This window comes from Pseudoalteromonas sp. APC 3250, from assembly GCF_030407915.1.
GTDB classification, from domain to species: domain Bacteria; phylum Pseudomonadota; class Gammaproteobacteria; order Enterobacterales; family Alteromonadaceae; genus Pseudoalteromonas; species Pseudoalteromonas tetraodonis.
Map to the genome: position 1 here is coordinate 80,372 of NZ_JASDCM010000006.1, position 25,886 is coordinate 106,257.

At 40.1% G+C, this 25,886-nt stretch carries 20 protein-coding genes and 5 tRNA genes; 4 read left to right on the forward strand and 21 right to left on the reverse strand.

Annotated elements, in window-relative coordinates:
- Positions 1-23 precede the first annotated feature (23 nt).
- The 11 genes from ppiD to QL986_RS08390 all read right to left on the reverse strand — a co-directional run bounded on the left by ppiD (position 24) and on the right by QL986_RS08390 (position 9,477).
- On the reverse strand, positions 24-1,925 hold the full coding sequence (ppiD, locus tag QL986_RS08340) for a peptidylprolyl isomerase (protein WP_028834040.1): 1,902 nt from the start codon (positions 1,923-1,925) through the stop codon (positions 24-26).
- Between the two features lie 174 nt (positions 1,926-2,099).
- Entirely contained in the window at positions 2,100-2,456 is a 357-nt protein-coding gene (locus tag QL986_RS08345; protein WP_255314649.1) for an HU family DNA-binding protein, read from the reverse strand.
- 126 nt (positions 2,457-2,582) lie between these two features.
- Complete coding sequence (gene lon, locus QL986_RS08350; protein WP_013465448.1) at positions 2,583-4,943, reverse strand: endopeptidase La; 2,361 nt, start codon at positions 4,941-4,943, stop codon at positions 2,583-2,585.
- 149 nt (positions 4,944-5,092) lie between these two features.
- A complete protein-coding gene (gene clpX, locus QL986_RS08355) occupies positions 5,093-6,376 on the reverse strand; it encodes an ATP-dependent protease ATP-binding subunit ClpX (protein WP_013465449.1) in 1,284 nt (427 codons plus the stop codon).
- 131 nt (positions 6,377-6,507) lie between these two features.
- Positions 6,508-7,125 (reverse strand): ATP-dependent Clp endopeptidase proteolytic subunit ClpP, encoded by a 618-nt coding sequence (gene clpP / locus QL986_RS08360; RefSeq protein ID WP_013465450.1) that lies wholly within the window; start codon positions 7,123-7,125, stop codon positions 6,508-6,510.
- Positions 7,126-7,284: 159 nt separating this feature from the next.
- The gene (gene tig / locus QL986_RS08365; RefSeq protein WP_024601794.1) at positions 7,285-8,589 is read right to left on the reverse strand and encodes a trigger factor; all 1,305 of its coding nucleotides are present in this window, start codon (positions 8,587-8,589) and stop codon (positions 7,285-7,287) included.
- A gap of 354 nt (positions 8,590-8,943) precedes the next feature.
- Positions 8,944-9,020 (reverse strand) — tRNA-Pro (locus QL986_RS08370).
- A 54-nt stretch (positions 9,021-9,074) separates the two neighbouring features.
- Positions 9,075-9,151, reverse strand: a tRNA-Pro gene (locus tag QL986_RS08375).
- Between the two features lie 17 nt (positions 9,152-9,168).
- Positions 9,169-9,244, reverse strand: a tRNA-His gene (locus tag QL986_RS08380).
- A 24-nt stretch (positions 9,245-9,268) separates the two neighbouring features.
- Positions 9,269-9,345 (reverse strand) — tRNA-Arg (locus QL986_RS08385).
- A 55-nt stretch (positions 9,346-9,400) separates the two neighbouring features.
- A tRNA-Pro gene (locus tag QL986_RS08390) sits at positions 9,401-9,477 on the reverse strand.
- A gap of 347 nt (positions 9,478-9,824) precedes the next feature.
- On the opposite strand from QL986_RS08390, the gene folD reads away from it, so the two are divergent.
- Positions 9,825-10,679, forward strand: a complete 855-nt coding sequence (folD, locus tag QL986_RS08395) for a bifunctional methylenetetrahydrofolate dehydrogenase/methenyltetrahydrofolate cyclohydrolase FolD (RefSeq protein ID WP_013465452.1) — start codon at positions 9,825-9,827, stop codon at positions 10,677-10,679.
- Positions 10,680-10,710: 31 nt separating this feature from the next.
- Here folD and QL986_RS08400 read toward each other — a convergent pair whose 3' ends face one another.
- The gene (locus QL986_RS08400; RefSeq protein WP_028834036.1) at positions 10,711-11,607 is read right to left on the reverse strand and encodes an EamA family transporter; all 897 of its coding nucleotides are present in this window, start codon (positions 11,605-11,607) and stop codon (positions 10,711-10,713) included.
- Between the two features lie 188 nt (positions 11,608-11,795).
- Positions 11,796-13,175 carry a cysteine--tRNA ligase gene (cysS, locus tag QL986_RS08405; protein WP_290191457.1) on the reverse strand — a complete coding sequence of 460 codons (1,380 nt, stop codon included), beginning with the start codon at positions 13,173-13,175 and terminating at the stop codon, positions 11,796-11,798.
- 144 nt (positions 13,176-13,319) lie between these two features.
- Here cysS and QL986_RS08410 point away from each other — a divergent pair, with 144 nt between their 5' ends.
- Together QL986_RS08410 and QL986_RS08415 are read left to right on the forward strand one after the other, a co-directional pair.
- Positions 13,320-13,811, forward strand: coding sequence for a peptidylprolyl isomerase (locus QL986_RS08410; protein WP_013465455.1), 492 nt, complete (start codon positions 13,320-13,322; stop codon positions 13,809-13,811).
- Positions 13,812-13,878: 67 nt separating this feature from the next.
- Positions 13,879-14,613, forward strand: a complete 735-nt coding sequence (locus QL986_RS08415; RefSeq protein ID WP_138687235.1) for a UDP-2,3-diacylglucosamine diphosphatase — start codon at positions 13,879-13,881, stop codon at positions 14,611-14,613.
- A gap of 19 nt (positions 14,614-14,632) precedes the next feature.
- On the opposite strand, the gene QL986_RS08420 is transcribed toward QL986_RS08415, so the two are convergent.
- From QL986_RS08420 to miaE, 3 genes are all read right to left on the reverse strand, one after another.
- Positions 14,633-16,570 carry a HAMP domain-containing sensor histidine kinase gene (locus QL986_RS08420; protein ID WP_290191458.1) on the reverse strand — a complete coding sequence of 646 codons (1,938 nt, stop codon included), beginning with the start codon at positions 16,568-16,570 and terminating at the stop codon, positions 14,633-14,635.
- Entirely contained in the window at positions 16,563-18,791 is a 2,229-nt protein-coding gene (locus QL986_RS08425; RefSeq protein WP_138687233.1) for an EAL domain-containing protein, read from the reverse strand. The genes QL986_RS08420 and QL986_RS08425 overlap by 8 nt, the downstream gene beginning before the upstream one ends.
- A gap of 195 nt (positions 18,792-18,986) precedes the next feature.
- Positions 18,987-19,757, reverse strand: coding sequence for a tRNA isopentenyl-2-thiomethyl-A-37 hydroxylase MiaE (gene miaE, locus QL986_RS08430; protein ID WP_013465460.1), 771 nt, complete (start codon positions 19,755-19,757; stop codon positions 18,987-18,989).
- Positions 19,758-19,956: 199 nt separating this feature from the next.
- Between miaE and QL986_RS08435 the strand changes: the two genes are divergently transcribed.
- Complete coding sequence (locus QL986_RS08435) at positions 19,957-20,556, forward strand: Yip1 family protein (protein ID WP_008111059.1); 600 nt, start codon at positions 19,957-19,959, stop codon at positions 20,554-20,556.
- A gap of 86 nt (positions 20,557-20,642) precedes the next feature.
- On the opposite strand, the gene purF is transcribed toward QL986_RS08435, so the two are convergent.
- From purF to accD, 5 genes are all read right to left on the reverse strand, one after another.
- A complete protein-coding gene (gene purF / locus QL986_RS08440; protein ID WP_013465461.1) occupies positions 20,643-22,169 on the reverse strand; it encodes an amidophosphoribosyltransferase in 1,527 nt (508 codons plus the stop codon).
- Positions 22,170-22,187: 18 nt separating this feature from the next.
- Complete coding sequence (locus tag QL986_RS08445; protein WP_024601787.1) at positions 22,188-22,682, reverse strand: CvpA family protein; 495 nt, start codon at positions 22,680-22,682, stop codon at positions 22,188-22,190.
- Positions 22,683-22,984: 302 nt separating this feature from the next.
- Entirely contained in the window at positions 22,985-23,608 is a 624-nt protein-coding gene (locus tag QL986_RS08450) for an SPOR domain-containing protein (protein WP_013465463.1), read from the reverse strand.
- Positions 23,609-23,619: 11 nt separating this feature from the next.
- Positions 23,620-24,885: a bifunctional tetrahydrofolate synthase/dihydrofolate synthase gene (folC, locus tag QL986_RS08455; RefSeq protein ID WP_016899265.1), complete on the reverse strand. Its 1,266-nt coding sequence runs from the start codon at positions 24,883-24,885 to the stop codon at positions 23,620-23,622.
- A 25-nt stretch (positions 24,886-24,910) separates the two neighbouring features.
- Complete coding sequence (gene accD / locus QL986_RS08460; protein ID WP_013465465.1) at positions 24,911-25,786, reverse strand: acetyl-CoA carboxylase, carboxyltransferase subunit beta; 876 nt, start codon at positions 25,784-25,786, stop codon at positions 24,911-24,913.
- Positions 25,787-25,886 lie beyond the last annotated feature (100 nt).

Below are 25,886 nucleotides of genomic sequence, written 5' to 3' on the forward strand. Positions count from 1 at the left end.
GCCTTTTATAGTTTAGCTATTACTTATTCAGCAGGTTGCGCTGCTTTTGGTACATTTAGTTCCGCTTGTTGCTTAAGCGACTCAATAAATACCGTATAGTTTTTCTGTGCTTGGGCCATCGTGATATTTTGCTTCATTTGTGGCTCAATGCTGTCACTTACAGGTGCATCCGTGACTGAGTTAAGCGCAACAATGGCAGCATCACCATTGTTTAAGTTAACTACATCATAAACTGCGCCATCACGTGGGTGCGCCATTTTAAATACTTGAGTAACAATAGCAGGCGAAACAGCAAAGCTTTCACGAGTAAGTTGCGACTCTTGACGAACACTTAGTGACTGCTCAGCAGCAACATCGTTTAAGCTCTTACCGTCTTTGATTTGTGCAAATAAGGTACGTGCTTTTTCTTTAGCAAGATCCGACGCTTTTTCGTTTACTAAGCGTGTTTTAATTTGCTCGCTTACTTCGCTCAATGCTTTAGTTGCAGCCGGTTGATGCTCGTTAACACGAACCACAATCACGTGCTCATTACCTAGTTCGATTACTTCTGAGTTTACTTTATCTTCTAGTAATTCAACTGATGATAATGCGGTTATAACCGCAGGATTATTAAGCGGCTCAGGAAGCGCACTCAGTGCTAATAGCGGTGTAGATTGTACTTCAACACCCGCCACTTCAGCAGCATCGTCTAAGCGGTCAGAAATCTCAAATGCTAACGCACCCATTTCTGTTTGCTTCTCGTAAAACGCATCCACTTTTTCAGCTTGTTCAAGTTCAGCACGTAAATCGGCTTTCACGGCATCGTAAGGTTTAACTTGCTGCGATTGAATGTCTGTAAGTTTAATGATGTGATAACCAAATTCAGAGGCTACTACATCAGAGTAATCACCTTTGTTTTGCAGTGCAAAAGCAGCATCTTCAAATGCAGGCTCCATGACATCACGTTCAATCCACTCTAGGTCACCACCCATTTCGGCGCTAACAATATCATCTGACGACGATTCAGCTAATTGTGCAAAATCAGCACCCGCATTAAGCTGTGCTAATAAAGACTCAGCTTTCGCTTTTGCCGCATCGTCATCTTCACTGTTATCAATTAAGATATGTGATACACGACGTTTTTCAGGCTCAACATATTGCGCTTTACTCTGCTCATAATATGCTTTTACGTCGTCTTCGCTTACCGATGCAACATCGATATCATCTGCATCTAACTCAATGTAATTAACTGAAATAAGCTCTGGCGATAAAAATTGCCCTGCATTTAATTCGTAATAATCAGCCACTTCTTGATCAGTAACGTCAACATCAGCCTGCATTGCTTGTTTATCAATGACTAAATAATCAATGCTGCGAGTTTGTTGTTGCAGTGCAATGGCTGATTTAAGCTCGTTTTGCAATGCAAAGTCAGTTCCTGCAACCGCTGACACTAACTGGCTACGTGTCATATCATCACGAAGGTACTCTCGAAATGAATCAGGTTGGAAGTTCATTTGACGAATCACTTGTAAGTAACGGTCGTTATTAAACTGATCGCCAATTTTAAAATAAGGAAGCTCTAAAATTGTTTGACGAATACTTTCATCACTCACACGCAGACCCAGCTCAGTCGCTAACTGGCTTTGTAATTCTTGTTGTACTAAACGGTCAATCACGCCTTGACGTATTTGAGCCATATAAGTTGGATCGGCTGCTATTTGGGTAAAATATTCACCAAATTGTTGTTCTAAGCGGCTACGTTCATTTTGAAACGCACGGCTAAATTCTGTTTGGCTAATTTTAATTCCATTTACTTCAGCAACGGGTTGTTCTGTGGTTTGACCTAAGTAACTACCGATCCCAGCTAAGGCAAAAGATAAAATCACCGCGCCTAAAATGACTTTGGCTACCGGCCCTTGCGAACCTTCTCTGATTTTCTCAAGCATTTGTTTATCTCTTTTCTGACCAAGGTCTTTTCTACCTTGTCATATGTAAAAAAAGCGTATCTTACCAGATACGCTTTTTCACTTGAAGTAACTGGCGGTGAAGTAACTTAATTCATCGATTAGAATAATTAAGCGTATTGTTCACTCGCCATAACTAATTTGTTTACACAGTGATTAGTTTACTGCGTCTTTAAGCGCTTTACCGGCTTTAAAAGCTGGGATGTTAGCAGCAGCAATTTGAATCGTTTCACCAGTTTGTGGGTTACGACCTGCACGAGCAGCACGCTCACGTACAGAGAAAGTACCAAAACCAACAAGTGCAACTGAGTCGCCATCTTTTAGCGCGCCAGATACAGATTCGATGAATGAATCTAGTGCACGACCTGCAGCCGCTTTAGAAATGTCAGCATCAGCTGCGATTTGATCGATTAATTGAGATTTATTCACAATATCATCCTCTTTCATTGTTGTTATCAAGAGCGATTGTTTTTTTAAACTAACATCACTGTTTTGAAATTTTTGAGCATTTATTTAAAGCTCATATGATTATATTTTTCTTAAGCCTAGGCCCTGCAAGGGCTAGGCTTGAAAACCAGTGCTTAACTTATCATACCGTTTAGATTTGAAAAGCCCCTAAAAGCACTTTTTTTGGCTTTTTTACTGCTTTTTCGGTGTTTCGACTGAAAAACTATCAACTGGATGCACTAAAGCAAGCTTTAATACCTCATCAATCCATGTAACTGGGTGAATATCAAGACCCGCCAATACATTGTCAGGTATCTCTTTTAAGTCACGTTCGTTAATTTTTGGAATGATGACCGTTTTAATCCCACCACGGTGAGCCGCTAATAATTTCTCTTTTAAACCACCAATAGGCAATACTTCACCACGTAAGGTAATTTCACCTGTCATGGCTACATCAGAGCGCACCGCATTACCGGTTAAGCTTGAAACCAAACACGTTACCATTGCAATACCGGCACTTGGGCCATCTTTAGGTGTTGCGCCCTCAGGTACGTGTACGTGAATATCGCGTTTTTCATAAAAGTCGCTATTAATACGCAGCTCATCAGCACGATTACGCACAACGGTCATCGCCGCTTGAATCGACTCTTGCATCACATCGCCTAACGAGCCGGTGTAAGTCAATTTGCCTTTACCTGGTACTGCAGCGCATTCAATCGTGAGTAAGTCACCGCCTACTTCTGTCCATGCAAGGCCTGTAACTTGACCAATACGGTCGCCGTCTTCTGCTTTACCGTAATCAAAGCGTTGCACACCTAAGTACTCTTCAAGGTTATCTGCATCGATAGTCACTGTTTTAGTGTCTTTTTCGATTAAGATATTTTTAACCGCTTTACGACATAGCTTAGATACTTCACGCTCTAAATTACGCACGCCCGCTTCACGGGTGTAATAACGGATAATACCAATGATGGCACTGTCGGCAATTTCAACTTCTTTAGCTTTTAAACCGTTACGCTTAATTTGCTTAGGAATTAAGTGCTCTTTAGCAATATTTAGCTTTTCGTCTTCGGTGTAACCCGATAATCGAATCACTTCCATGCGGTCTAATAAAGGACCTGGAATATTAAAGCTGTTTGAGGTTGCCACAAACATCACATCAGATAAGTCGTAATCAACTTCTAAGTAATGGTCCGCAAAGTGACTGTTTTGTTCAGGATCCAATACTTCTAACAATGCTGATGCAGGGTCACCGCGCATATCTGCTGACATTTTGTCAATTTCATCTAACAAGAATAATGGGTTTTTAACGCCCACTTTAGTCATGTTTTGAATTAACTTACCAGGCATAGAGCCAATGTAAGTACGACGATGCCCACGAATCTCAGCCTCATCGCGTACGCCACCGAGTGCCATACGAACGTATTTACGACCCGTTGAACGCGCAATAGACTGTCCAAGTGATGTTTTACCTACACCTGGCGGTCCAACTAAACATAAGATTGGCCCTTTAAGTTTATTTGTGCGCTGTTGTACTGCGAGGTACTCAATAATGCGCTCTTTGACTTTATCAAGGCCGTGGTGATCGCTATCTAATATTTTTTGCGCGCCGGCTAAGTCTTTTTTCACCTTGGAGCGTTTTTTCCACGGTACGTTAATTAACGTATCTATGTACGAGCGAACAACACTGGCTTCTGCCGACATTGGCGACATCATCTTAAGCTTATTTAACTCAGCTGTGGCTTTTTCTTTCGCTTCTGATGGCATGCCAGACTCTTCAATGCGCTTTTTCAACGCTTCAAATTCATCCGGTACGTCATCAATTTCACCCAACTCTTTTTGAATCGCTTTCATTTGCTCATTGAGGTAATACTCACGCTGGGATTTTTCCATTTGCTTTTTAACGCGTGTGCGAATTTTCTTCTCAACTTGCAATAAGTCTATTTCACCTTCCATCAGCGCCATTAAGTACTCTAAACGTTCTGTAACGCTAGATATTTCAAGTACTTTTTGTTTTTCAGGCACTTTCAATGGCATATGTGCTGCCATAGTGTCAGCAAGACGCGCAGGCTCATCAATACCCGATACCGAGGTCATGACTTCAGGTGGGATTTTTTTATTTAATTTTACATAGCCTTCAAACTGGCTCAATGCACTACGAATAAAGATATCTTGTTCTTGTTCGTTCACTGAATCCGATTCAATAAACTGTGCATTGGCAACGAAAAAGTCTTCGTTATCAACAAACTCTTCGATATTCGCACGTTGTGTGCCTTCAACTAATACTTTTACTGTACCATCGGGTAGCTTTAATAATTGAAGTACAGTCGCAATTGTCCCAACACGATAAATATCGTCTTTCTCAGGCTCATCTACAGTTGCATCTTTTTGTGCAACTAAGAAAATTTGTTTGTCTTTATCCATTGCCGCTTCAAGGCATTTTATTGATTTTTCACGGCCTACAAAAAGCGGGATCACCATGTGTGGATACACCACCACATCGCGCAGTGCTAGCACAGGGATTTCGACTCGATCGTTTCTCTCAAGCGTCATTGTATTTTCTCTTTGCACTTCATTTATTTAAAGATTACTCAAGTATATGGGGATAACCTAATTAAAGTTCAACAATTTTTGTTAACTCGATTAAATTAATTATAAAAAAAGGAGCCATTGGCTCCCTTTTTTTATAATTCGCTCAGAATTTAATCTGCCGCAGCGTGTTCTTGATTACTGCTATCATAAATTAAGATAGGATCAGACTCGCCTTTAATAACGGTTTCATCAACAACCACTTTGCTAACGTTATCAATTGAAGGCAGCTCATACATAGTATCAAGCAATACACCTTCTACGATTGAACGTAAGCCACGCGCACCGGTTTTACGTTCCATTGCTTTATGAGCAATAGCACGCAGTGCATCATCACGAAACTCAAGCTCAACATCTTCCATACCAAACAATACTGAAAACTGTTTAGTAATGGCGTTTTTAGGCTCACTTAGAATTTGTACCAGCGCGGCTTCATCAAGTTCTGTCAGTGTTGCAACCACAGGTAAACGTCCAATAAACTCTGGAATTAAACCATATTTTACTAAATCTTCTGGCTCAACATCTTTAAATGTTTCACTCAAAGAACGGCTCGCCGCCGACTCTTTAACGTCAACACCAAAACCAATACCGGTGTTTTTGTGGCTACGCTGTTCAATAACTTTATCAAGACCAGCAAATGCACCACCACAAATAAACAGTATTTTAGAGGTGTCTACTTGCAGGAACTCTTGCTGTGGATGTTTACGTCCACCTTGTGGAGGAACAGAAGCCACTGTACCTTCAATCAGTTTAAGTAAGGCTTGTTGTACACCTTCACCTGATACATCACGTGTGATTGATGGGTTATCTGATTTACGAGAAATTTTGTCAATTTCATCAATGTAAACAATACCACGTTGTGCTTTTTCTACGTCGTAGTCACATTTTTGTAAAAGCTTTTGAATAATGTTTTCAACATCTTCACCTACATAACCGGCTTCGGTTAGTGTGGTGGCATCGGCCATAGTAAACGGCACATCAAGTAAACGAGCTAACGTTTCAGCTAATAATGTTTTACCACTCCCGGTTGGGCCAATTAATAAAATATTACTTTTACCTAGTTCAACGTCTTGTTTAGTTGATTGATTGCGTAAACGCTTGTAGTGATTGTAAACCGCTACAGACAATACTTTCTTCGCATGGTCTTGACCAATAACGTAGTCGTCTAAGTGGTTACGAATTTCTTTTGGCACAGGTAATTTGTCAGCGGCATCATGCTTAGGCGCGATGTCTTTAATTTCTTCCCTGATAATATCATTACACAGCTCTACACATTCATCACAAACGTATACTGAAGGTCCTGCAATTAACTTTCGAACTTCATGCTGGCTTTTGCCACAAAAAGAGCAGTATAACAATTTATTACTTTTGTCGCCGTCTGTAGGAGTGTCAGACATTCAGCTACCTCATTTTATTACGTTGGCCACCAAAGTCTTGGTGGCTATTTTAATACGCTTTAACTATACCAAAATTTAGTGTTTTTCGCATAGTAACTCTCATTAGCAAGCATCACTGCTTGCAGGCATACTTACTTGCTACCGCGATTAGTAAATACTGAGTCAACAATACCGTAATCTACAGCTTGGCTTGCACTCATAAAATTGTCACGGTCTGTATCGCGTGAAACAACGTCAAGCGGTTGGCCAGTATGCTCAGCCATTAAGCGATTTAACTTGTCTTTAATAGACAGGATTTCTTTTGCGTGTATTTCAAAGTCAGACGCTTGACCTTGGAATCCACCTAACGGTTGGTGAATCATCACGCGTGAATTTGGTAAACAAAAACGTTTACCCTTCGCGCCACCAGACAGTAAAAATGCGCCCATGCTAGCCGCTTGGCCTACACAGATTGTGCTTACGTCTGGTTTAATGAAGTTCATTGTATCGTAAATAGCCATTCCCGCAGTGACAGAGCCACCCGGTGAATTGATATATAAGAAAATATCTTTTTCTGGGTTCTCTGATTCTAAAAATAGCATTTGCGCTAAGATCAGGTTTGCCATGTTGTCTTCAACTTGGCCCGTTAAAAAGATAATACGCTCTTTTAATAGTCTCGAATAAATATCAAACGAGCGCTCGCCTTTAGCTGTTTGCTCAACAACCATAGGGACTAATGCGTTTAGGGGATCTGTCATACCAGTGTTCATACTTATTTAATTCCTTATGCGCTTATACTTATTCTAAGAAAAGCATAATGATCATTTTTAGCTAATTAAGAACCACAAACTAAAATGGCCCGGGCACACTGCATAAACAGAGTAACACGAGCCATTTAATCGTTAGCGAGCGCTTAAGTCAATGACTTATTATGCACCTTGCTGTGGATTCATGATGTCATCAAATGCTTTTTCAACATCAGTCACAGTTGCTTTAGCTAAAATAGCTTCAACAGCTTGTTCTTCCATTGCTACATTACGCATTTGCTGCATTAGTTGATCATTTGCTTTGTAGTATTCTACTACTTCAGTTGGATCTTCGTATGCAGAAGCTACAGTAGCAATCAATGCTTCAACTTTAGCGTCATCAACTTTTATGTCATTCGCTTTAATCACTTCACCTAATAATAGGCCAGTTTTAACACGTGTTACAGCTTGTTCGTGGAACAATTCAGCTGGAAGCTCTGGCATGTTTTGACCATTACCACCAAAACGTTGAGCAGCTTGCTGACGTAGTGCGTCAACTTCTTGGTCGATTAATGCTTTAGGCACTTCAACTTCGTTTTGCTCTAAAAGACCTTTAATTGCTTGGTCTTTAACGTTAGCTTTAACCGCTTGGTCTAGCTCACGCGTCATGTTCTTTTTAACTTCTTCTTTAAGCGCGTCTACGCCGCCTTCGGTAACACCGAATTTAGTTGCAAACTCATCGCTTAATTCAGGTAATTCTTGCGCTTCCACTTTTTTCACTGTGATAGTGAATTGAGCCGCCTTACCTTTTAAGTTTTCAGCATGGTAATCTTCAGGGAAGTTTACATCAGCAACCACTTCTTCGCCTGCTTTTTTACCAACGATGTTATCTTCAAAACCTGGGATCATACGACCTTGGCCAAGTTCTAATGGGAAGTCTTCAGCTTTGCCGCCTTCAAATTCTTCGCCGTCGATAGTACCAACGAAATCAACCGTTACACGGTCGTTTGCGCCAGCCGCTGCATCAACATCAGCCCAAGAAGCGTGTTGCTTACGAAGTGTTTCTAGCATGTTTGCTAAATCTTCGTCAGTAACTTCTACCGCTGGTTTTTCAACGGCAATTTTCTCTAAACCTTGAACTTCAACTTCAGGATAAACTTCAAATGTTGCTGAGAACTCTAAATCTTTACCTGCTTCAAGTGCTTTAGGAGCAAATGTTGGTGCGCCTGCAGGGTTAATTTTTTCAGCAACAATTGCTTCAATGTAATTACGTTGCATTACTTCGCCAGCAACTTCTTGACGAACAGCTGGTCCGAAACGCTTGTTGATTACTGATACTGGAACTTTACCAGCACGGAAACCGTCGATACGCTGCGTTTTTGACAGTTGTTGTAAGCGTTTTTTTACTTCGGTCTCAACGTTCTCTGCAGGAACGGTGATGGTCAGACGGCGCTCAAGGCCTTGAGTCGTCTCAACAGAAACTTGCATGATTTACCTCAATATTCAATTTTGGCGACTGTTCGCCTTCCTTACAAACAAAGTAATCTATAGGCGTCTTGATAAAATTCAAGCTTTGGGGCTTAAAAAAATCCGTCGCTACCAGGAGATACCATTGCTGCTCTGCCCTTAGGGCACTATATTATTAAACAAATAGACGCGGCATTATAACCTAATATTTATGATAGTCGAGTGTAGGGGGCAATTATTTGGGGTAGATCAGGGTAGATAACGACTAAGCGAATAAAAAACAGACTAATTAAGTGAAAATACGATTAATAAAGAAAAAATTAAGGATGTTGTGTAATAAAAGTAGAATTTAGATGTGTTTTACTTAGGGGAAAATGGTCGGCGATGCAGGATTTGAACCTGCGACCCCTTGGACCCAAACCAAGTGCGCTACCAAACTGCGCTAATCGCCGATATAACTTTTTTTGAATACTTAAATGTTGGATTTAAGACCACTTATAAGAAAGTGGTCGGCGATGCAGGATTTGAACCTGCGACCCCTTGGACCCAAACCAAGTGCGCTACCAAACTGCGCTAATCGCCGATATTCTTTTTGTAAATTGGGGTGACTGATGGGGCTCGAACCCACGACAACCGGAATCACAATCCGGGGCTCTACCAACTGAGCTACAATCACCACGGCATTACAGTGTTTTCAAAATGGCGCACCCAGAAGGATTCGAACCTTCGACCGACGCCTTAGAAGGGCGTTGCTCTATCCAGCTGAGCTATGGGCGCATCGAAAACTTCATAGTTCACTAGTAAGTTAAATTGTTATGAATAAACATAAAAATGGTCGGCGATGCAGGATTTGAACCTGCGACCCCTTGGACCCAAACCAAGTGCGCTACCAAACTGCGCTAATCGCCGATACTTACTATTGTCTGCGAGTGACCTCGTTGACAACGGGGTGCATAATAGTGATTTGACTGGGTTAGGTCAAACGTTTTTTTAAGAAAACAAATCAATTGCTCATTTTTAGTTCATAATGGTCAAATATTACGATACAGGGATAAAATTTAAACTCTTTTTTATAATTCGAGCGCTTATACTTTAAAAGCAACTTGGCGCTTAACCGCTTTTCTGCGAAAATAGCTGCCATATTAAAAAATGAGTAAGATAAAGGTGTTTTCTTTATCGGCATTTTAACCCCTATATATGCATTCGTTTTTTAAATGTATCGGTATCAAGTTAATTAACCTAATTAAAGGTCACCCATGACGGCAAACATCATTGATGGTAAAGCAGTAGCAAAACAAGTACGTAGCGCAGTGGCTGAACGAGTTTCAGAACGTGTTGCACAAAACCTTAGAGCCCCAGGATTAGCTGTGGTACTTGTTGGACAAGATCCAGCAAGCCAAGTTTACGTTGGTTCAAAACGTAAAGCCTGTGAAGAGGTTGGTTTTATTTCTAAGTCATTCGACTTACCAGCAGACACCACAGAGCAAGCGCTATTAGCATTAATTGATGAGTTGAATGTTGATGGTGAAATTGATGGTATTTTAGTGCAGCTCCCTTTACCTGAGGGCTTAGATGCAGAAAAAATTCTTGAGCGTATTACTCCACACAAAGACGTTGATGGTTTTCACCCTTATAATATTGGCCGATTAGCACAGCGTATGCCCGCTCTTCGTCCATGTACACCTAAGGGTATTATTACTTTACTAGATTCAACCGGCGTACGTTACAAAGGCATGCATGCTGTGGTTGTTGGTGCCTCTAATATTGTGGGTCGACCTATGTCACTTGAGCTGTTACTCGCCGGATGTACCACCACTGTTTGTCATAAGTTTACCCAAGATTTAGAAACTCATGTACGCCGTGCAGATTTACTGGTTGTAGCAGTGGGTAAACCTGAATTTATTCCTGGCGATTGGATAAAAGACGGCGCCATTGTTATTGATGTAGGTATTAACCGTTTAGACAACGGTAAATTAGTGGGTGATGTAGAGTACGCCGTCGCAGAACAAAAAGCTGACTTTATTACCCCTGTACCAGGCGGTGTGGGCCCGATGACGGTTGCTAGCTTAATTGAGAATACGCTAGAAGCGTGTGAAAAATATCACAGCTAATAAACAAAAAATAAAGTAATGAAGAGCCCGCTTAATTGCGGGCTTTTTGTATCATCATTCTTCGTTTTATTAATGCCAAGCCTTGTGGCAATACCGAAAATACGATCATTAATAACATAATCGTGTACTGCCAACTTTCATATTGTTCGTTAATCAATAACCCTGCACATAAAATGCCGGCAATTGGGTTAGCTATAGTGCCAAAAGTAAATTCAACCACTGTCATTCGCCCTAATAACCAAACATACAAAATATAGGCTAAAGCAGTGTTAGGCACCACCAGCCAAAATAGCGCCAGCCATTGGGTTGTATTTATTGATGCAGTTAAAAATTGATACTGCTGGGGAGCAAAATAAAAAGCCTGTATTGCAGCAGCAATCGCTAGCAAACTGCCACCAATGATTAATTGCCACGTTAATACTGTCCACCAGTGTACTTTAGCGGTCACTTTTTTTACCAGCGTACTGCCTATAACAATAGTCAATAGCGCCCCTATCAGTGCCACTACTCCCAATAAATTAAGTGCAATATGTTGTGGGTCAAATAAGCGCCATGCTAAAACCACTAAAGCAAGGGCACAAAATCCTTGCACTAACGCTGGCTGTTGCCGTTTAACAAGCCAGGCATACAATAATGCCACTACCGGTACAGACACCATACCGACACCTGCAATCGCAGCAGGTAAATTAATCGCCATTACAAAAATAAAACTAAAAAACAACGCAATATTGATTGCGCCTATTAGAAAAATGCCTGGCCACTGTTTAGCCGTTGGCCAAGAAGGTTTAAATAACAACAATAATAAACCAGCAGGGAGTGCACGTATGGCTCCTAGCAAGATTGGCGGCCACTCTGGGGTTGCGTATTTAGTTACCGCATAAGTCGTTCCCCATAAAAAAGCTGGGATCATGGCAAGTAAAATATTCATTAATTTTCCATTTTTAAATTGATGAATGCGAGTTTAAAACCTCAACTATAATTGAGGTCAACAATATCAATTTTATTAAAAGCATAATCAATCTAATGCAATTGATATAACCAAAAAAGGGTTACCCTATGGCAACCCTTTTTTTGTGTTCAGCGCTTTATGGCTAAATCCGCAAAGCTCAACAAACCCTAAGCTTTACGCCACGTTGTTTTTCCCGCTGAATCTTCAAGTACTACACCTAACGCATTTAGAGCATCGCGAGCTTCATCTGCTGCAGCCCAATTTTTACTGGCACGTGCGTCATTACGTTTTACAATCAGTGCCTCAATTTCAGCCACTTCATCGTCGTTTTGACCGCCTTGTAAAAATGCCTCTGGTACTTGTTGAGCAATACCAAGTATTTCACCTAAGCTACGTAGAATAAAGGCTAAATGTCCTGCTTTTTCGCTATCACTGTCTTTTACACGATTTAGCTCTTTAGCAACTTCAAACACAACCGGTAATGCTTCTGGCGAATTAAAGTCATCATTCATGGCTTTTCTAAACTTAGCCACATACTCATTACTCTCAAGCTCACATTCAACTGGCTCAACGCCACGTAATGCGGTGTAAATACGCTCAAGAGACGAACGTGCTTGGTCTAAGTTTTCTTGAGAGTAATTGAGCTGACTGCGGTAATGACCTGATATTAAAAAGTAACGAACCGACTCTGCGTCATATTGTTTTAATACCTCACGAACGGTAAAAAAGTTATCTAACGATTTAGACATCTTCTCTTTGTTCACTTGTACCATACCGGTGTGGATCCAAGTATTTACATACTGGCCATTATTTGCACAGCACGATTGCGCGATTTCGTTTTCGTGGTGCGGGAACTGTAGGTCTGAACCACCACCATGAATATCAAAATGCTCACCTAAATGCTTAGAGCTCATTGCTGAACATTCTATGTGCCAACCAGGGCGACCCTCACCCCAAGGTGATGACCACGACGGCTCCCCTGCTTTGGCTTTTTTCCATAAAACAAAATCAAGAGGATCGTCTTTATCTTGAGCTACTTCAACACGCGAACCTGATTGCAACATGGTTAAATCTTGTTGCGAAAGAGCTCCGTATTGCTCAAAGGTAGAAACATCAAATAAAACGTCGCCATCGGCTGCAACATAAGCGTGGCCTTTGGCAATCAAACGCTCAACCATAGCAATAATTTCATCCATGTGGCCGGTTACGGTTGGCTCTATATCAGGACGTAGCATATTTAAACTGTCAAAGTCTTCATGCATGGCTTTAGTCATACGCACGGTTAAGTCGTTAATCGGCTCACCGTTTTCATTTGCGCGCTTGATAATTTTATCATCAACATCGGTAATATTACGTACATACTTTAGATCGTAACCTAAGTGGCGAAGGTAGCGAACAATTACATCAAAACCCACAAATGTGCGTGCATGGCCAATGTGACAGTAATCATAAATGGTGATACCACACACATACATGTCGATTTTTCCATCGACCATAGGTTTAAACTCTTCTTTTTGGCGTGTCAGTGTGTTGTATATTTGTACCATTTAGTTGCTTTCCTTCACGATTAACAGAAAAGCTATGTTACCACTTGCTAAGCATGGGCTCTAGCGGTTTATCAAAGCTCTTTGTTAATCTGGGTCAACTACGATAAAATAGCGTCAATATTCAAACCAGCTATAGGAAATCTCATGGTTGTTCTACACACAAATTTTGGTGATATCACCATTAAAATGCACGAAAGCGAAGCTCCAAATACAGTTAAAAACTTTTTAGAGTATGCAAACTCAGGTTTTTATAATGGCACTATTTTTCATCGTGTAATTGATGGTTTTATGGTTCAAGGCGGTGGTTTTGCACCGGGTATGGAACAAAAAGAAGTAAACGACCCAATTGAAAATGAAGCGAACAACGGCCTATCTAACAAAGTAGGTACATTAGCAATGGCACGCACGCCTGATCCACACTCAGCTACAGCGCAATTTTTCATTAACGTAAATAACAACGACTTTTTAAACCACAGCAGTGAAACATCACAGGGCTGGGGTTACTGTGTGTTTGCTGAAGTAGTAGAAGGCATGGACGTAGTAAATAAAATCAAAGGTGTTGCTACAGGTAGCAATGGCTTCCACCAAGATGTACCACTTGAAGATGTGGTAATTGAAAGTGTAACTGTCAGCTAAGACCGCATTATTCTTCAAAGAATACATAAAGCGGGTATTCACCCGCTTTTATCTAAATGGAATCACCATGACTCGCCAAACTTACTTTATCGCCGATTTACATTTGAGTGAAAATCGCCCTGATATTACAGCGGCATTTTTTAAATTTTTACACGCCCATATTACTCCTCAAAAAGTAGACGCCCTATATATTTTAGGTGATTTTTTTGAAGTGTGGGTTGGTGACGATTATGTTAGCGAACTCTCAGCGGCAGTGGCAGAACAACTAAAAGCGGTTAATAACTTAGGTATTCCTATTTATTTTGTACACGGTAATCGCGACTTTATCATGCGAGAACAGTACGCCGATATGGCAGGAATGACCTTACTGAATGAGCAAACAGTGATCGACCTCTACGGCACTCCTACTGTCATTTTGCACGGTGATGAAATGTGTACCCAGGATGTTGAGTACCAAAAGTTTCGTCGAAAGAGCCGTGGTTGGTGGTGGCCTAAACTTATGCTTGCTATGCCATTGTGGTATCGTAAAAAAATAGCGCGTAATGCACGTGAAAAAAGTAAACTTAGCCAAGCAGACAAACCTATAGAAATACTGGATGTGGTGCAAAGCGCAGTACTCGAAACCTTCGCCAAACATAACGTGGCTAATATGATCCACGGCCATACTCACCGCCCTGATGTACATACCTATGAAGTTAATAACCAAACGCTTACTCGCACAGTATTGGGCGATTGGTATACTCAAGGTTCGTATTTAGTGGTTACCCCTAATTCTCAAGAGTTAGTTTCGACCCCCTTGTAGGGTTTTTAGCCTTTATTGACTAATCGTAATGAGACTTTGCTTTTAAGCCAGGTAAAGTAATAATAAATTGCGTTTTAAAATAGGTATCGCTTTGTGGTTCTGAATGAAGTTTGATGTCCCCTTTTAAAATCTGGGTTACCCATTGATAAACCATATATAAACCTAAACCCGTGTTACCTTTACCTCTAGCTGTAGTATAAAAGGGTTCAAATATATCTGCCTTTATCTCACCATCAACACCTTTGCCATTATCTGACACGCTCAGCCTCACGCTATTATTAGTCGCTTGTTCGACTTTTATTTCTATTACCCCCTCCTGCTTTTCATCAAAAGCATGGTTTAGCGCATTAACCACTAAGTTTTCGACCACCTGAGAAATAATACCAGGCAAGCTAATCACCTGTTTATTAAGTAAAAAAACAGTTTTCACTTTTATTGGCGAGTTTTTTAACCTGGAGTTTAATGACAATAATAGCTCTTCAATAATTTTTTCAATATCACATACTATAAATTCATCATTATGGCGATCAATCGCCATTTTTTTAAAACTTTTTACTAATACGGCGGTTTTATTTAAATTAACTTTAGCCAGCGCTAGGTTCTCTCCAATACTTGTTGTAGTACTTTCTAACGTTGATTTAGTCAGCCCCTGTTTCATCGCTTCATTTAATTTATTCAATGCCATATCTGCATTTGAAACAGAAATAACGGCTCCACCGATAGGCGTATTCATTTCATGAGCAACACCTGCCACGAGCAACCCTAATGAAGATAGTTTTTGCGCTTCAATTAACCCTTCTTGCAGTTGCTGCTGCTGCTTAATTGTGGCATCAAGCTCACGGTTAACGATATCTAGTTCTATCTTTTCAATATGTAATTTATGTGACAGGGCTAATAGCTGATTTTGAAACTTATACTCACGATAAATAAAACCAAAGCTAATTAAACATAGTAATCCACTGCAAATTAACGCTAACCGTAAGGCCGCATTTCGTACAGTTATTAACAATTCATTGGGGCTACTTATAAGAATAATTAATTCTTTGTCAGCATTACTAATTCTACCTTTTTTCTCGCGCAACGAAAAAATAGAAAAACGGCGGTAGGTATAAAGACTATGGTTAAAAAAGTGCGAACCATATTCTACATTGCCATCAATAATTTGCTGCCAAAGCTCTGGTTTTTTTAAAGCGAGTGTTTGCTCATTTTTACCATACATAAACCCCCACTCTAATTCAGCATCAGGATTTAATAACCAAAAGCCATCGTGGTTTAAAATGCTAATTAAAGTGCTCTCTTGGTTGTAACTTTTAATCTGATCAAACAAATAATCTAAGTTAAAGTTTACCACTAGCAAACCATCTAATAGGTAATTTTCTTTATCCGTACGGTAGGTTACACGGATTGTTGGTTGATGAGGCATTACAATTTGGTTGCGTTCGATATTTAAATCTATTTCTGTGGCAAAAATGTCAGGCGCACTGACCTGCATCCCTTTTTGAAAGTAGTAACGGGTTTGCTTATTTTGCAACTCATCAGGCGATACAATTTCGCCAATACCATTGGCTGCGTTAATGCGGTATTGCTCTTGGCCTTGTGTATCTAGCCAGCGAATTTGCGCGATATTAGTAGAGATAGCAGCAAAATTTAAAAAATAGTTATTTATTTCATCTCTTCTTTGCTTTGATTGTAAAGGCTTGTTTGGTGTGTCGCTTTTTAAAATCGGCCCTTGGGCCAGGATACGTGTAAGCTTTTTAATACTACTGAGCTCTTTAGAAAAATCTCCACTGATAAGGACTAACTTTTCATCTTGCTTAGCTTTTATGGTGTTTATTTTTTCTTGATATGTTTGTTCGTATATAAGCCAGCCAATAAATAAAGTGATAAATAAACTGAACGAAGACTTTAATAACACACTTTTTTTTGAGCCGACCGGCAAGCTGTTAAGGCTATTCATTCTTACTCACTTCAAACTGTTTTAGCCACACAATTAAATCTTTTAAAAATAATGGTTTAGAAAAGTAGTATCCTTGAGCAGTTTCGCACCCCTGCTGATGTAACCACTGAGCCTCAAATTCATTCTCAACACCTTCAGCAATTACCGAAAAGTTAAACTGATTCGCTAAAGATAATATCATCTTAATCATGTACTGATTGTTGTCATTAAATTCAAGATCACTAACAAAGTAGCGATCTATTTTTATCGACGTAGACGGTATTTCATTGATGTGAGCTAACGACGAGTAACCAGTGCCAAAGTCATCAATGCTGACTTTCATACCTAAGGTGATAAACCGTTCAAGTGCTTCTTTAATTAAGTTATAGTTACTTATGGCTTGCGTTTCTGTCACCTCTAGCTCAAGCATAGAAGGCAGAATGTTGTACTCTTCAATTTTAGTTTTTATTTGCTCAAAGTAACTAGGTTCAACTAAATCATAAGAGGATGCATTAAATGCAACGGGTAAGTTGCAGCCTTGCTCTTTAAGTTGATTAATAGTCTCTAGTATTTTTTCGAAAATCACATGGTCTAGTTCATTAATTAATCCGGCTGTTTCAGCTAACTCTATAAATTCATCAGGGCGTACAAAGCTGCCATCAGCTCTTTGCCACCTAGCGAGCGCTTCAAAACCTGCTGGTTTCAAGGTTGATAAGCTGATTTTGGGTTGTAACGCCACCTGTAAACTTTTATTACCTATAGCCGTTCTGAGCTCAGCCATCAGCTCATAACGACGAGTAATTTGATCTGTTTTTTCCTCGGTATGCTGAATATACTTAGTTTGGTTTAGCTGCGAAGAGTTCAGGCTTGACTCTGCAAGGCTGATTACTTTTTCAGGTGTTAAGTTTAAAGCTACATTTAATTTTAATTCTAAAATACGGACATCAATGTATTGCTTAACTTGTTCAATTTCGAATTTTTGTTTATTTTGAAAGTAACTAACTGCATCTGAGATATCAAAGTCAACGCTCACTAACATGCCAAACGCTTTGTTACTAATCAATGCTATGCGGGGGTCATACCTAGTAAAGCTATCAACAATACTCTGGTAAACTAACTTCATTAATTTATTACAAAATTCATGACCAAAGGTGAATGCTTTTTCGTCAAACTGATAAATATCAAAAATGACCAATCGCGTTTTTAGCCGCTCCTGCGCATTCATGTTCTTTATTTCACGGGTTAGCCAGTTACGGTTTTGCAAGTTAAGTGACACATCGGTATAAGCAAGCTCGGTTAAGCGATTTAATAACGAAATATTAGCAAATCCTGTGCTCACATTTTCACTAAATACTTTAAGTAAATATTCGTTTTGCTCACTAATTGGGTTGTCTGATTTGACGATAGTTATGTAATCAGCGCCCTGCTGATCTGGCGTTTCGAAAAAAAACACACTGTGGTGCTTTGAAAAAATATGACGACGCTCTCTAATCGCTTGTTTAAAGTCTTGCAGCATTTCTGCAGGCAGATTAGGTCCCACAGGTTGCCCTTTAATGCCACTAAAGCAACCATGGGTTGAGAGTATTAAACATTCAGAGCTAGGGTCTGAATTACTCGAACAAAAAATACCACCACCTTCGGTTATTTTTAAAATGTTGCTAATTTCTTTAAGCACAGCATAAGAGAAAGAGGCCATATCGTGCTTACCGTTAATACTTCTAGATGCATCAAGCACCAACTGTAAACCTTGCTTGGCTGACCTAATTTGTGAGATATACTCCCAAGTGCGCATGTTGCTATTAACAATTGATTGCAGCTTCTCGGCAGATAGGTCTGATTTATTCCAGTATTCATCGATATCGAGCATTTTCATGATATCGCTCTCTGGTGCAAAACCAGGTTGCCCTGTTAAGAGCACAATACGCATTTCTGCGTTACCGATGACCTCTCGAATAGTATTCACTAAACGCAGACCTGAGTCATCCTCCTCCATCACCACATCTATAAAAATAAGTGCAATATCAGGGTGCATGCTCAACGCCAAAGCCGCCTCTGGTACCGAATTTGCTGTTAACAACTCGTATTTATAACCATCTTTGGCTTTTAGCTCTTTTAAGCTGTTAACTAACGCGTTTTGATAATCAAGATCATCCTCAACGGTTAATATTTTCCAAGTTTTCAGATCTGTATCTGCTTGTTCTTCTTCAGCTGCAAATACAAATAATCCCTCTTTATCTTGCATACATTCTCACCCAATAATAAATAAGGTATGGCCCTTTTATTAAAATGAATTACAAAGCAATATAGACCGTTGATAACTCAAAATTCGACTTGCTTAAATATTAGGAGAGAGTTTTGGAAGTGTCTAATTTAAAAATAATTTTGATACTAAAGTATGTGCTACAACAACATAACCCATTTGTAGCACTCAAGTATACTAAGCACTTTTACTTAACGGTGTTCCACTGTGAAACTTAAAGTCTTCGTCATCAGATAAAATTAACTGTGCTTCTATTTCAGCAAATTCTTTTACCCGCTCGGTAATATCAAAATCAGCAATGTCTTGAGCAAGGGTTAAATAATCTTGGTAATGACGTGCCTCAGAGCGCAGCAATGAAATATAAAAATCCCCTAAGCGTTTATCTACATGGGGTGCAAGCTTGGCAAAGCGTTCACACGAGCGAGCTTCTATGTAAGCACCTACAATAAGCTTATCAACTAAGGCATTAGGCTCAAACGTTTTAACATTGCGTAGCATGCCTTTGGCATAACGACATGGCGTTATACTTTTATATTCAACACCGTATTCATCCATAATTTCGAGCACTTGATAGAAATGATGCAGCTCTTCTTTTATCAGCATTACCATTTTATCAATTAAATCTTGGCCATAAGGCGAGTCAGATTTAGGGATAATGGATTTAGTGAGTTTATTTTTAGCCGCTAAATCACGCCAATTTCCCTCACGTTTATAAATAAGCGTTTCAAACGGTTTAAGCCATTCAAGCAGTGCATCACTGCTCTCTTTATCTACCGCATACTTACGAATTAAAAACATGGCACTTTGCGCCGCTTTTAATTCACATATTAAGTGATCAATTAATATGATGGGTAAGTTTTCTTTTTTGATTGCTTGTTCAACCCACTCATCGGGAGTACTGCATAATAAAAAATTGTTAATTGGCTCTAAAAGCTGGCTATGTGGCACGCTGACTACTCATTGCTAAAAATTGCGATTATGGCATTTTAACATGAAATATTACTCTGAATAAAATAAACACTCGCCCTTATTGCAAGCATGTGGATAACTTGACTTTGTATACTTACTGAACCATAACTAAATGGACTGTATAAAAACAAACCAATTATAACCAAACAGTAATATATCCTTTTATGGAGAGCACGCAATGATACTAAATCACCTATGGGGTTTATACGCCCATCCACTCGAAGAATGGCAAACAATTGATAACCGTCACGAAAGCTTAACCTATAGCTTATCGCACATTTTGCTTATCGCTTTATTTCCCTCTGCAATGGGGTACTACTCATCGGTTTACTTAGGCTGGAGTATAGGTACAGGTAATCCAGTATTTTTAACCCATGAAAGCGCACTGATGATTGGCGCAGCCATGTATGTCGCTTTAATTGGCGGTGTATTTGCACTGGCCTATTTAGCCCATTGGATGGCGGTTACTTTTGGTGCTAAACCGACTTTTACCCAAACAATTGAGCTGGCAGCTTATACCGCTACACCGGTGTTTATGTCGGCATTGGCCGCTTTTTGGCCTGAGCTGTGGTTTGTGGTGTGTGTTGGATTAGTTGCACTCGCCTACTCAGTTTATTTACTGTACACCGGCGTGCCAATTTTGATGCACATTCCGCAAGAGCGCGGCTTTATTTATGCAAGCTCTGTTGTTACATGCGGGTTAATTTTACTGGTTATTATATTAGCACTTACCGCTATGCTATGGACCAATGGTATTATCAGCCCCATGTTTACTTAAATATTCCTTTTCTATAGACGCAAAAAAGGAGCTTAACAGCTCCTTTTTTATTGGCCTTAACCTACTATCAGGCTGACATTACATTATTAATCAGATTCGTTTTCATCTTGATTATGTATTTCTAAACCAGATGACATTGCGTTTTCACGGATGCTTTTAGCTGAATCGTTGCGCAGCTTATCTATACGGTTTAAGTAATCTTGATCAATGTCGCCAGTAATGTATTGTCCGTCAAACACTGATGTTTCAAACTTAGTGATCTCTGGGTTTTCTTGGCTAACGGCAGCAATTAAATCGCTTAACGATTGAAAGATTAAACCATCAGAGCTAATGCTTTGGTTAATATCTTCTACTTCACGGCCGTGTGCAATAAGTTCTGCCGCAGATGGCATATCTATACCGTATACATTTGGAAAGCGTATTTCAGGTGCTGCTGATGCAAAGTAAACATTTTTAGCGCCTGACTCGCGTGCCATCTCTACAATTTGTGCTGAGGTGGTACCACGTACAATTGAGTCATCAACAAGTAGGACATTTTTACCTTTAAACTCACGGTCAATCGCATTGAGTTTTTGGCGAACTGATTTTTTACGAAGCTCTTGGCCAGGCATAATAAACGTACGACCAATATAACGATTTTTAACAAAGCCTTGGCGATACGGTAAGTCAAGCACGCGTGCCATTTCTAATGCAATATCACACGAGGTTTCAGGAATAGGAATAACCACATCAATGTCTTTGTCTGCCCATTCACGCGCTACTTTTTCACCTAACTTAGTCCCCATATTTACACGCGCTGCATACACTGACATGCGGTCAATGGTTGAATCCGGTCGCGCAAAATAAACAAATTCAAAAATACACGGTGAGTAAGACACTTTATCTGCACAGCTTAAAGAGTGAAACTCTCCATTTTCAGTGACATAAATAGCTTCGCCTGGGGCAACGTCACGAACAAATTCAAAACCGTCAGGCTTTAATGCTACGCTTTCTGAGGCAAACATGTATTCAGTGCCGTTTGCTGATTCACGTTTACCAAACACCAATGGACGAATACCGTTTGGATCGCGAAACGCCACAATACCATGACCGATAATCATGGCGATAGTGGCATAACCGCCACTTACTTTATTGTTAACTTCAGTAACCGCGGTGAAAATATCTTCAGGGTCTAATTTTAGTTTGTCTGATTTACTTAGCTCATGCGCCATGATGTTAAGTAAAATTTCAGAATCAGAGGTCGTATTAACATGGCGACGTGCCTCTGAAAATAACTGCTCTTTTAACGACTCGGCATTGGTTAAGTTACCATTATGCGCAAGCGCTATACCAAATGGAGAGTTTACATAAAACGGCTGAGCCTCTGACGAACTTGAAGAACCCGCTGTTGGGTAACGCACATGGCCAATGCCAATATTGCCTTGCAAACGTTTCATATGACGAGTGTGAAATACATCTTTCACTAGGCCATTTGCTTTGCGCAAGCTAAATGTATTGTTCTCAATAGTTATGATACCCGCAGCATCTTGGCCACGGTGTTGCAAAACGGTTAAGCCATCATAAATCGCCTGATTAACTGGCGATGTTCCGACTATTCCAACGATACCACACATGTAATTTATCCTCGCCGATTAACGGTTTACTGAATTTAAAAAGCTCGAGTTGTTTTCTAGGTACGAAAAGAACCATTCAACTACAAAGCCAAATTCTGGAATCAAAATAGAGTTGCCCCACCAATGCGTACTTGGCGCACCAGTAAAAGCATCAAGAAAGAAGAGTAACGCGCTCACGACCAACACGCCTCGAAGAGCACCAAACACCACACCAAAAACACGGTCTGTGCCGGATAATCCGGTTCGCTGTACAAGCTCACCTAAAATATAGTTTAGTAAACCGCCTAACAATAGCGTCGCAAAGAATAATATGGCAATGGCCGCCGCATTTCTTAAAAGGGGTTCAGAAATGGATGTTAGGAAGGAAGCTAAATATTGATAAAATAAGCTGGAGATGATGAAAGCCCCTGCCCATACCGCTAATGACATAGCTTCTTTAACAAAGCCGCGTATTAAACCGATGATGGTAGAGAGTGCAATAATGCCAAGAATGGCGTAATCAACCCAGATCATAAGAACCAATTAGTCGCTAATTTTGGGCGCATTCTATACCTAAACCTCCTTGTGATGCAAGTTTAAGCGTGAGATTACAGGTGAGTAAACACACACCATTATTAGATTAAAAATAGCGCAGTCTCACCGTTATAAAAACAACAAACATTTTGTTTATAGCGCATCTATTTTGCTATTTTTGTGTGGGCATTGATAAGTAAAGGAGCGAAGCTAAAAATGCGATAAAGGTCTATTTAAACGTATAAAATAAGACGAGGTAAGTGTGTAATATCTCGCGATAAACACACTTCCTTTTATTGAATTTATTTGGTCACTTCAAATTGGGTGACTTTACCGTTGAGTTTGGTTAACTCTTTAAGTGCAGGAAGTTGAGATTGCAGTTCTTGTTTATTCAGTGATGGTCCGACAAAAACTTTCGTTAACGTCCCATTTGGCGTTTTAACTGGTTTAGTAAAAGTTTTAAACCCTTTAGCCTTGAGCTTAGCTTGCAGCGCTTTTACATTGGCTGCATGTGAAAAACTACCTAACTGAATAACATACGCCATGCTAGTTAAGTTTTCGTTAGCTGGGCGCGTAGGTTCTTGAATTGCAGCCGTACTGCTTTGGTTTGTATCAGGTATTACCGCTTCAACCATTGCAGGCTGGTCGGTAATGTCTGTTTGAGCAGCACTGTTTTGCTGTTCAAATGCGGCATCATCAGGCTGAATATCTTCAACTTCATCCTCTTTTAAAGGCTGTGCATTTGCCACTTTTTGATCGATTGATTCTTGCAAATCAATGGTCTTGAACTCAGAGCGTTCTGGAATCGCTTTAAAGCCTTCTTTATAGTGCACTTTTTCACCATCGAGTATATTGGGAATAAACACAATTGCTGCGATCACCACAATACTTGTTCCGACTAAGCGATTAATAAAACCTGAGTTCACCGACATCCTCTCTATTTTTTAAAGTAATGAATAGCGCCAGCCACGGTAAAAAATGAACCAAATACAATTAATAGTGTGTTAGTTGGCTGGTTTGGCAAGATAGCATCCAATGCTGCCTCTACGCTATTATAACCCTGTTTAAAATAACTATTAGGAATGCTTAAAAGTGCCTGATGTAAATTAGCAGCGCTATCGCCGCGTGGGCCCTCTAAGCTCGCAAACGACCACTCATCTACTACATCACTAACTTCTTTAAGCACACCAACCTTATCTTTATCAGCAAGCATAGCGGCTAATGCATGAATTTTAAAGCCTTTATCTTTATAGCTTGCTAATTTAGTCGCTAAATAGCGAGCTGATTCAGGGTTATGTGCTACATCGGTATACACTAATGGCTCTGCACTTAGTTGTTGAAAACGTCCCTCAACGACTAAGTTCGCTAAACACTGAGTAATCACCTCATCGCTCGGTAATAAGTTTAATACCGATAGAGCGGTTAATGCCGTGGCTACATTTTGGCATGGAATTGCTGGTTTAGGTAACTCAAGATTATGCTCTTTAAATTGCCAACTAAAACTCTGCGCGTGCTCTTTAAAAATAAAGTCGCTGCCAGATAACACCATATTAGCGTTAATTTCTTTACCATAATCGGTCATTGTATGTGGAATATTTAAGTCCCCAATAATTGCAGGAGTACTCTCTCGAAAAATACCCGCTTTATCATAAGCAACTAATTCACGCGTGTCACCTAAGTATTCTTTATGATCTAAGTCGATGGTGGTGATGATGCTGGCATAGGGGGTAACAATATTGGTCGCGTCAAAACGCCCGCCTAAACCTACCTCTAACAGCACGTAATCAACCTCTAAACGCTTGAATATTGCTAACGCGCCTAAGGTGCCATATTCAAAATATGTCAGTGGGGTGTCACCACGACCTTGTTCTAATAAATTAAACGCATCGACATGGTATTGATCGTCAAGCTCTGCGCCATCAACGCGTACGCGCTCATTGTAACGAATTAAATGCGGAGAAGCATACGTACCAACACGATAACCTTGGGCTAATAACAGTGACTCTAAACAACGTGCTGTTGTGCCTTTGCCATTGGTGCCTGCAATAAGAATGATTTTACTTGAGGAGGTTAAAAGCCCAATGTTGTTAGCAACACGAGCAACGCGTTCTAAACCCATTTCTATATTAGCAGGATGAACACTCTCTAAATAACAAAGCCAATCATCAAGGCTTGATGATTGGCTAGGAATTGTTTTTGTCATAGCATGTAATCAGTAAAGCTGAAATTTACGCTACTCTATGCTCTTGTTCCGTAGAAGGCAAGTTCATAAATTTTGCTAAGATACGTGCTAGCGTATCGCGCATTTCTCGACGGTCTATAATCATGTCGATTGCGCCATGTTCTAACAAGAATTCACTGCGTTGGAAACCCTCTGGTAGCGTTTCGCGAACAGTTTGTTCAATAACACGCGGACCGGCAAAACCAATCAAAGCTTTAGGCTCTGCAACATTAATATCACCAAGCATTGCCAATGATGCTGATACACCACCCATTGTTGGATCTGTCATTACAGAAATAAACGGTAGGCCTTTTTCAGTCATTTTAGCCAGTGCCGCACTGGTTTTAGCCATTTGCATAAGTGACATAAGGGCTTCTTGCATACGAGCACCGCCCGATGCAGAAAAACAAATCAGCGGCATATTATGCTCTAAACATTGGTCAACCGCGTCAACAAAACGAGCACCCACTACCGATGCCATTGAGCCACCCATAAATGAGAATTCAAATGCAACAGCAGCAACCGGAATGCCTTTTAGGTTCCCTTTCATTGCGACAAGCGCGTCTTTTTCACCGCTTGACTTTTGAGCTGCATTGATACGATCTGAGTATTTTTTTGAGTCTCTAAATTTAAGCACATCTTTAGGTTCATGTTGGGCACCTAACTCGTGACGATCGCCTTCATCTAAAAACTGTTCAAGACGTTTACGACCACTAACACGCATATGATGATCGCATTTAGGGCATACGTTCAGTGATTTTTCTAATTCTGCTTTATATAAAATTGAATCACATGACGTACATTTAGCCCATACACCTTCTGGAATTTCTTTACGACCTGAAGATTTAGTCGTTTTTGGTAAGATTTTTTCTAGCCAACTCATTTGCAACTCTCTTAATGCTGTTCTGTGTCGCGAGTCTACATGTTAACCATGCAAACAAATTTTTCCAATTAAAACATGAATTACGCTGTCACGGTATAAA